At 37.3% G+C, this 6,410-nt stretch carries 6 protein-coding genes; 3 read left to right on the top strand and 3 right to left on the bottom strand.

The annotated features are described in order from the left end of the window. Positions 1–229: 229 nt before the first annotated feature. Together AW17_RS04230 and AW17_RS04225 are read right to left on the bottom strand one after the other, a co-directional pair. Positions 230–1,252 carry a hypothetical protein gene (locus tag AW17_RS04230; protein ID WP_029274875.1) on the bottom strand — a complete coding sequence of 341 codons (1,023 nt, stop codon included), beginning with the start codon at positions 1,250–1,252 and terminating at the stop codon, positions 230–232. Beyond that, positions 1,249–1,602, bottom strand: coding sequence for a hypothetical protein (locus AW17_RS04225; protein WP_029274874.1), 354 nt, complete (start codon positions 1,600–1,602; stop codon positions 1,249–1,251). The genes AW17_RS04230 and AW17_RS04225 overlap by 4 nt, the downstream gene beginning before the upstream one ends. Before the next feature lie 523 nt (positions 1,603–2,125). Between AW17_RS04225 and AW17_RS04220 the strand changes: the two genes are divergently transcribed. After that, a complete protein-coding gene (locus AW17_RS04220; protein WP_029274873.1) occupies positions 2,126–2,677 on the top strand; it encodes a hypothetical protein in 552 nt (183 codons plus the stop codon). An 89-nt stretch (positions 2,678–2,766) separates the two neighbouring features. Here the strand turns inward: AW17_RS04220 and AW17_RS04215 are convergent, their stop codons facing one another. Next, positions 2,767–4,029 carry a hypothetical protein gene (locus AW17_RS04215; protein ID WP_029274872.1) on the bottom strand — a complete coding sequence of 421 codons (1,263 nt, stop codon included), beginning with the start codon at positions 4,027–4,029 and terminating at the stop codon, positions 2,767–2,769. Between the two features lie 377 nt (positions 4,030–4,406). On the opposite strand from AW17_RS04215, the gene AW17_RS04210 reads away from it, so the two are divergent. Both AW17_RS04210 and AW17_RS04205 read left to right on the top strand, forming a co-directional pair. Continuing rightward, positions 4,407–4,610, top strand: a complete 204-nt coding sequence (locus AW17_RS04210) for a hypothetical protein (RefSeq protein WP_029274871.1) — start codon at positions 4,407–4,409, stop codon at positions 4,608–4,610. A gap of 140 nt (positions 4,611–4,750) precedes the next feature. Continuing rightward, the gene (locus AW17_RS04205; protein WP_245235008.1) at positions 4,751–6,409 is read left to right on the top strand and encodes an ATP-binding protein; all 1,659 of its coding nucleotides are present in this window, start codon (positions 4,751–4,753) and stop codon (positions 6,407–6,409) included. Position 6,410: the final 1 nt, after the last annotated feature.

The following is a 6,410-nucleotide window of genomic DNA, read 5'->3' as shown; positions in this document are numbered from 1 at the left end:
GGGAACCACGCAGTGCTCAGCGAAGCTAATCTTAAAGCATACCACCATTTAAGGAATATAAGAAAATATAAGACCCTTGAGCTTATATGAAACTCCTATGTCTTACATGGTTCAAAATACACGACTCCGGACTGAAAATTCCATCATCATTTTCCATATTTTTAACCACAAAGGCGCAGCAGACCAAACTGGCGCATCATTTGGCGCGTCGCTCTTTTAAGGCATTTCACTAAAAATCGATAGAGAAACCTCCGCCAAGAACAAAACCTTTATCGAAATTTGGAGGAAGCTCACCTGCAGTATACTTGATCGCAATCTTGGTTTTGGTGCCCGGACCTAAATTAATTTTAAGCAGCTTTTCTATCCTGATCATGTAAAAGTAATTCCAGTCTTTACCTGCGTTTTTCAACAATAAATTACGGTCGAGGTCGTAATACGAATCGAATAAAAAAGCAATCCGCTCATTTCCGGAAAGTATGCCCGTTTCCCATTCAGCTTTAAGGTTTAACCTGTTCATAAATTTCGAGTCTTCAAGCAAAGGAGCAAGGCTGGTTTTATTCGCGCCGGTTACGTAATCATAACCGACAGATAAATCCAACTGCCTGGGATTGTTGTTTTTTGCTGCCCTTAACAAACCAAAAGGAAAATCGAGGATCGAACTCAGGTAAGAAGTGGAAACAGCAAGCTGCGGGCCAAATGCAAAATCGTAATTCCTGAAATCCTGTGTGGTTTCATGTTTCGCATGCAGGTTAAACGATAGCCACAAAGGCGAAGCTACCTGTGCGGCCTGATCACGTATTTGTTGAACAAGAGGGTCTTTTCCGGGAGGTAGCTCCGGGTCATCATCTGCCAGCGGATCTATAGGGCTACTTGGCCCAAGGTCTTTGCCTTTTACGTGAAAAAGGGGCTGCCCCTCCAATTTAATTTCCGAAATCAGGCTGCTGTTTTTGTTTTTATCCTCAGCAACGGTTACAAAACCGCTACTACCTAATGATAGGTTAAGTTTATTAATTTTAGCCGGGTCCTTGCCCAATAGTTTTTTATCCAGTTGAAACTGATAATCGATCCCGAATGACCCTTTTTCCGGATCGATAAATTTAAGGTCAAGCTTTAGCCCATATTTATCGAACACTTTAAACGAAGCCGACGCTTCTACCATACTTTTTTTTACAGTGGTATCGGCACCATTCGTTTGTGCAGCTGCCAGGCTTCCAAAACCCAGGCAGGAGATCAATAATAGCGCCCTTTTCATTTTATCGCTTTAGTGCCGGTCTTATCACTTGGAAAAACGGCCTTATCAGCCCAGGTGTTTATCATCGCTTCGTTGGTCTGCGTATCCTTATCCAGGTCGACCAGGATATCTTCAAGCGCCAGCGAAACATTATAATGGGCTAAAATCTGGTTAAAATTATAGGCAAACCTGATTTTTGATCTTTTAATGGCATCAGGATCTATCCCCCAATTCATATCCTTTACCTTAGCCGCTAAAAATTCATCCCAGCCATCAAATGGATTTACATCATCAAGCGGATTGTCTGATACACCGAAATAAGTGCGCTTAATAAAACGTCTTTTCTTTTCCGTTAATTCTGATTCTTTCATAGTGGGTCTTTTGGTTTTAACTCAATAACAAGAATATTGGCGTAAGCTAAAGCAGGCTATAAAATAAAACTAAATCTACACATTAAGTAGTTCATTATCAATACCTCATGTTGGGTATATTATTGTTGGTTCATTCGGTTAATTGTAAACCAAACCGAGTATCCCATTCCATATTATTTGGCCATATAGGCTTCAGCATTTTTTAATCAGCGCTAATCGCTCCCCGCCAAACACCTGACTGTTTCCACAATCCATCTTACATTTTCCATACCTTGATCTTTTAACCGCAATTTAGCAGAGTCTGGGTACGGAGAACACCAAACTAGGTGGTTATCTTAATGTTCTTAACCTCTTAATGGTAAAACTATCTTTTGTAAACCAACTCCAGACTTCCAACTCTGGACTGATCAATCGACCAGGCACTTAAATGAGCTTATATTTCTTATATGGTAAAAACTCAAAAACGGTTCAATCTTTGCTCCTACCGAAGCTTAAATTTCATAAGGAAAACCCATTTTAGCTCATGAACAAATTACAGGCACTATCCCAAAAATCGAGATTCGCTATTTTAATCCTCATTACATTTTTTTTCTCCGCATGCTCCGAAACACCAGCACATTTTTTCGACATTACGATCCTTAACACCAACATGATCAGCGATTTTGCCAGCGCCGACCTGGCCCGCCACCTAAACGACGAAACCAAAGAATATCCCGATATCCCATCCAGTAAAAAGAAAGGCAACGAAGCCACTACCAACCTCAACAATAAAATTTTATACCTCGAGCAATCGCTCGAAAAGGTGAAAAAGCTCTCCATTTCGGGCGATGAAGAAAAAGAAATTAAAGCCCTTTCGCAGCAATTGTACGAACTGGTCATCCCCGTTTATAAAAACGAATACCTCGCTTACGCCAAACTGTGCGACAGCAAAGGCAGCCAAAGCGCCAAAGATGAAATCATCAACAGCATCGACCAGAAATATGGCGCCCACTTTGAGCAAAATTTTAATGCCTTAATGGAAAAAGGTAAAGCCTACGCCAAAAAAAACAACATCCAGGTAAATTGGGGCCAATAAATTAAGTAATGGGTTAATCCAGGTATGATACATTGGGTTAAACGGTTGCTTAGCCGCTAAATATGCTTTATCGCCCAATAATAGGTTACCTATTGTTGGGCTAATTCCACTTCAGAAAAAGCAGCAACATGATCATCAGTTGTTTCCTTTTGCTTTTTAACACTTACCTCTCTCTTCATTCTACTCACCCCATAACCACAAAGGCTTATAAAAAAAGCGGCACATAAAAACCAGACTAACCGTGTAAGTAAATACCGATAATTAGAAGTGTATTTTGTTAAGATTGTATTTGAAAGTGGTCTTAGCATTCTTTGTGTATCCAAAGGATATGCACCACTATCAGTGAAATATTCATGATCTTTCACAAAGCCCTTGTACCACACTTTTCCCAACGAATAGCTGGTTAGGGTATCTGATAGATTAATCTTCCTTTGATGCTGTAACTTTTTAAGATTTAATGGGATTATCGTAGCATTTGTAATTTGTTCATCGCATTTTACCGGCTCGTAACGATCTTCATTCCAGTACATACATTTCTCGTCCGAGTTTGGCATTCTTACCGAAGTGCCGCTATTTTCCCAAGCCACAAAAGAAGTGGTTCCAACCAATAGTAAAATGATGCAGGAAATGGTGATGTAATGGGGTGAGAAGCGGGGGATGTAAACGGGATCTTCAGTTTGAATTGGAGGTTTGGTGTTATACTCATCTATTTTGCCATCATTAATCTTTATAGGAATAATTACTACTGGAGGTGTGCTTGGTTTAGATATAGATTCTTTTTCATCTTCCGTTCTACCAATTGTTTCAGTAGTGCCTTGGCTAGTTGGCCCTGTAGTAGGTTCATTTGTATATTCAATTAATTTAATATCCAAATTTTCTTGGTTTTCTAACGCTATATTTCCTATTACTTGTTTCTGTCCTCTGTTTTGATTGGTATTGTCAATAATTACTTCAGTTGTTTTTCCCCCTGATTTCTCAGTTAATTTAATATTCTCACGAAGGTTTTTATAATATGATCCACTAGGCCTAGGCTTAAAGTTTATTAGCCAAGCCAATAGATCGCTATTTCTCTCGTTCGTGTCTGTTTCATCTCTAATATGGTTATATAGTGCCTTAAAATAATCGGATTTAACTTCAGATATTACTTTGCGGAAATCACATTTCATTTTATCTACATTAAAAAATACCGAAAGTATATCTGCATCATCTTGGCTATACCTGCTGTCATAAACTTTCAAGCAAGCATTTTTTAATGCTGCAGTTGTCTCTTTTGGTAGGATCGTATATAGCTCCCCATTATCTCTCATCTTTTTATAGGTAGACAATACTAATTCTGGGTATTCTGGAGTCATTTTTTTAAAATTTTAGCGTAAAAATAGAACGGAACTTGCCGGAATTCTTACGGTTTTCCGGAATTCGAAAGGAATTTAATAAGAATTATTGGAATCTTCGGAATTATCTGAAAACTAGCGCTTTGAAGCTTGGATATTTGTCCCAACAATTAATTCAAGCGACGATTCAAACGATAATCCAAGCAAAGAACTAAATGTTAAAACGAGTAGAAATCGCGGTTGTGAATAGCCGGCCTGGGAAGCAGTTACTAGCTCCCGCGACAGACACTCAACACTTCCCAAAAATTTCAGAAGGCCTTCTGATACAAACCGTAGCAACCCCCGCGATAGGATTCGCGGGGACCTACAACTTTATCAACCCTTTAATTTTTGACAAGATGTTTTTACCTCTTTTTATTGCCATATTACTTGGCCTGGCAACGCCTACAAATACAAATAACAATTGCGCACCTCAAACAGGTACAACAGTAAGTACAACCGATGCCGATCCTACTGATCCCGGAGATACAGATCCAACAGATCCAACAGATCCAGGTGATGATGGGACTGGCGGAGATACTGGACAAAACCCTCCAAGGTAGCATTGTTCAAGGAAGATGGTTATAATCATCTTCCTTTTTTGTATCCAGACTATATCTAAAATACATAGTCATTGCTTACAAAAAATCAGAAGCAACTAAAAAGCCTTTTATTTTTTGTATTTTCGAATAAAAAAAAGCTATTGAAACCGCTCTTCTCATTACTCCTTATTTTACTATTATTTTCTTGTTCAAAAAAAGAAAATGTAGAAAAGAAATTTCATAACCCATACTACGATTTAGCAAAAAAATACAGGGACAGTGGAAAGCCAGATAGTGCCTTTATACAATTTAATCAGGCAAAAGAATTCGGTCTACAAAATAGAGATAGCTTAAGTATAGCTAGTAGTTTAATTAATATGGCCATATTGCTGACAAATGCAGGTGATTATTTCGGAGGTCAGGAAATCTCAATAGAGGCTAATAAATATTTGAATGAAGGTGATACAGGTCATCATTATTATCTAGGATCTAATTATAATAATTTAGGCATTGCCACATATAATTTAAAAGATTATAATAATTCACTAAGACTATACGATTCTGCAATCAAATTTTCTGATGATTCCTTAGATACCCGCATGTATCTAAATAATAAGGCTAAAGTTTACCAAGAAATAAAAGATTACAAATCAGCACTGAAAATATATGATCAGATTTTAGCAAAAACCGCTAAAAATGAGAAAGAATATGCCCGCGTACTAACCAATATTGCTAATACAAAATGGCTTGAAAATTCTCAATACAATCCAGTTCCAGATTTTTTAAAATCTCTACAAATTCGAAAAAAAGAAAATGATTTGTGGGGGCAAAATTCAAGCTACGCACATCTTTCTGATTATTATACCTTAAAGCAGCCAGATACTGCACTTTTTTATGCGCAAAATATGTATAATGTGGCTCAAACTCTAAAAAGTGCACCAGATCAAATAGAGGCCTTGCAAAAACTCATAAAATTAAGTCCGGCAAAAGAAACGAAATATTTTTTCAATGTTTATGAGAAAATCAACGATAGCTTGCAAAATGCCCGCAATGCTTCTAAAAACCAATTCGCACTGATCCGTTACGACACTGAAAAGAGCAAAGCCGATAATTTGGTGCTGCAAAAAGATAATGAAGAGAAAAAATACCAGGTTATTATTTTAGCCTTCGGTCTGCTTTTATTAGCAGGAACAGGAACGCTTTGGTACAGAAAGCGAAAACAAAAACTGGAACTAGCGGCGAAAAATTCGATCCGCGACAGCCAGCTCAAAACTTCTAAAAAGGTACATGATAAAGTTGCTAATAAAATTTACCGGGTAATGTCAGAAGTTGAAAATAAGAATGACCTGGACAGAAACAACCTGCTCGATCAATTGGAATATATTTATAACACATCAAGAGATATTTCTTACGAAATTACTGATAATCAATTAAACAAAACATTTAGGCAGCAGCTTTCCGATCTGTTTTCCGCCTATGTTGCCAGCACACGTTCCATTGATGTTATCGGTAATGAAGATGAGGTTTGGGTAAATGTTCCTGAAAACACAGCAAGTGAGATCTTTATTATATTATTGGAACTCATGAACAACATGAAAAAACATAGCCAGGCAACAGTAGTTAAAATAAAGTTTAATAAAAACCATAATCTGATATCAATAAATTATTATGATAATGGTATAGGCTTTCCAGAGAAAGTAATTTATAACAATGGTTTGCGAAATACGGAAACCCGTATTAAAAATATCTCCGGCACTATTACTTTTGAAACCATGGATAAAAATGGTTTAGAAATTTTAATTTCTTTTCCAATTCATTAAT

This window comes from Pedobacter borealis DSM 19626 (genome assembly GCF_000708285.2).
Lineage (GTDB): Bacteria > Bacteroidota > Bacteroidia > Sphingobacteriales > Sphingobacteriaceae > Pedobacter > Pedobacter borealis.
The sequence above is the reverse complement of the archived record's forward strand: the minus strand, read 5'-3'. Positions and strand labels throughout refer to the sequence as shown.